Below are 2141 nucleotides of genomic sequence, written 5' to 3'. Positions count from 1 at the left end.
GCGATGGGTTCCTAGCGCGCCCATCGCCTTTCCATGCAATCCCGACACCAGGGTAAGTCCCGCGCGACCTTGGTGGCTTCGGGATATTCCCCCAAACAATGCTTTCAAGAAAAATCATGAATACCTACCTGAGAATCTGTAAACATCTGGCCGCCGCGCTCGCGTTGGTTTCAGCCTCGTCGGCACGGGCGGACCTGCCGAACGGCACGATAGGCGGCATGGCCTATTTCTCTTATGACCAAGCTACCTGGGCCACGATGCGTATTTCGGCCATACGTAGCGACGTGCACGGCATCGCTCTGAAGAGCACGCCCGATCCCACCTCGGACACCGACGGCAACCGTTTTTTTTATCCGCAGTTGTTTCGCGACTACCGTCAGGCGGTACCGACAACGGCTTCCAGCATGGCTTCTGATGACCACATCGTGAAAGGCACGGCCGATCCGAAAGCGGTTGAAGAATGGCGGATTTTCGATCTGGCGCAGCGGGTACCGCTGGCCCAGCCCGAAGGCGGCTTCGCGATGCCGGTCGATACCCTGGACCCTGGATTGCCGGTCGATTGGGGCGAGGGTTTGAGCCAATCCCATTACTACCAGAATCCTATCGACTTCGGTAATGAACATATACGAACAGTGATCGGCTTGGGCGGTTCGTTTCGGATGGCTAGCGACTTTTTTGGTCAGAGCGGTTCGTTGTGGTTTAGTGGCTTGGAGCTACGTGAGGAATCTAACAGCGACTATGACATCGATACCTACCGTTGGTACATCGCCGGAACGCATCCGCAAGCGCCGGCGACGGCATTCGAATTGATCGATCCGGTGTTTGGCGTCGATGCCCAGGGCCAAATGACCTTGGAAGCCGACTATAAATGGGGAACCTCAGGATGGGGTCTTTTCTTTCAATTTCGGGATACCGAGTTGCAAGATACAGTCCTGGGCCATATTTCCATCAATCCCAATCGCTCCGGATCGCCGGTTTCCAACGTACCGCTACCCGCCACGGCCTGGCTGTTCGGCAGCGCGCTGCTGGGTTTGATCGGCATCAAGCGCCGCGCCATTTCTATCTGACTCCCGCCTAGCGACAATCCAAGGAGCACGAATATGCACACCGTTAAAACCCTCGGCGCCGCGGCGCTGCTGATCCTATCCGCCAACGGCCAAGCCGCTTTGCTGAGCCGGGCCGGCGGCACTATGGTCTACGACACCGAACTCAACGTGACCTGGCTGGCCGACGCCAATCTGATCAAAACCCAAATGGCGGCCAATCCCAATCTGGTCAGCCAGATCATCGCCAATGTCGGCGGCATCCACGATACCCCCAATGACTACGACTCCCCGGCCGGCAGCGGTTACCACGCGCTGACCGCCCGCGACTTCGACGCCGAAGACGGCCGCATGACCTGGCATGGCGCCAAGGCCTGGGCCGAGAACCTGACATACGGCGGCTTCAGCGATTGGCGGCTGCCGAATTACGGCACGCCGGGGCCTGGATTTGGAATCGGCGGTAGCGAAATGAACCATTTATACCAAGAGCTGGGCGGCTTCGACCCCGCTTTTGCCACCAGTCCGGATTACAACCTGTTCAGCAACTTTCCGTCGGTGCAGGGCGGCGGTTACCACACCCCAAAATACTGGGTGGATGCCGAGTTTGGGTTGTTTCCGGAATTCGCCGGTTACTTTACATCGGCTTTTCCACCGGGTGCCGCGATTCCGGAAGGCTACCAAAGCTACGGCGTCAAGGGCGACGAATATCTTAACGCCTGGGCGGTGCGCGACGGCGACGTGGCGGCCGTGCCGGTACCTTCGGCCGCTTGGCTGCTTGGCACAGGGTTACTCGCGGGAATGGGTGGGAAACGGCGCGGCCGGGGCTAGCGCCGTTTCGAAATGACCGGATTAGGGTGGTCGGCGCACGCCGATGAGAGAGGAGAGCTCTCGGCGCCGCCGCCTGCCCGGTTGCAAAAAACAAGAAATTCAGATGGCCTGGAGATGGATTTTATGTCACAGAAACGCATGACGCTGATCCTGGCGTTGCCGACTGTTTGTTTGGGGATTTATTGGATCGTGGCTAACGAAAACCAACCCTCGGTTACTGCCCACGGAAGGGCTTTCAGTTCGGTGATAAATCAGATCGGTCAAACGGTT

General features: G+C 58.3%; 2 protein-coding genes. Both read left to right on the top strand.

Going from position 1 to position 2141, the window contains the following annotated elements; all coding sequences use genetic code 11:
* Nucleotides 1-116 precede the first annotated feature (116 nt).
* The gene (locus AC3B8H_RS20625) at nt 117-1067 is read left to right on the top strand and encodes a VPLPA-CTERM sorting domain-containing protein (protein WP_488443391.1); all 951 of its coding nucleotides are present in this window, start codon (nt 117-119) and stop codon (nt 1065-1067) included.
* A 33-nt stretch (nt 1068-1100) separates the two neighbouring features.
* Nucleotides 1101-1871, top strand: coding sequence for a hypothetical protein (locus AC3B8H_RS20620; protein ID WP_488443390.1), 771 nt, complete (start codon nt 1101-1103; stop codon nt 1869-1871).
* The last annotated feature ends 270 nt before the right edge of the window (nt 1872-2141 follow it).

This window comes from Methylomonas sp. BG-2 (assembly GCF_057766305.1).
Note: the sequence above shows the minus strand (reverse complement) of the source record. Positions and strands in the feature narration are given on the sequence as shown.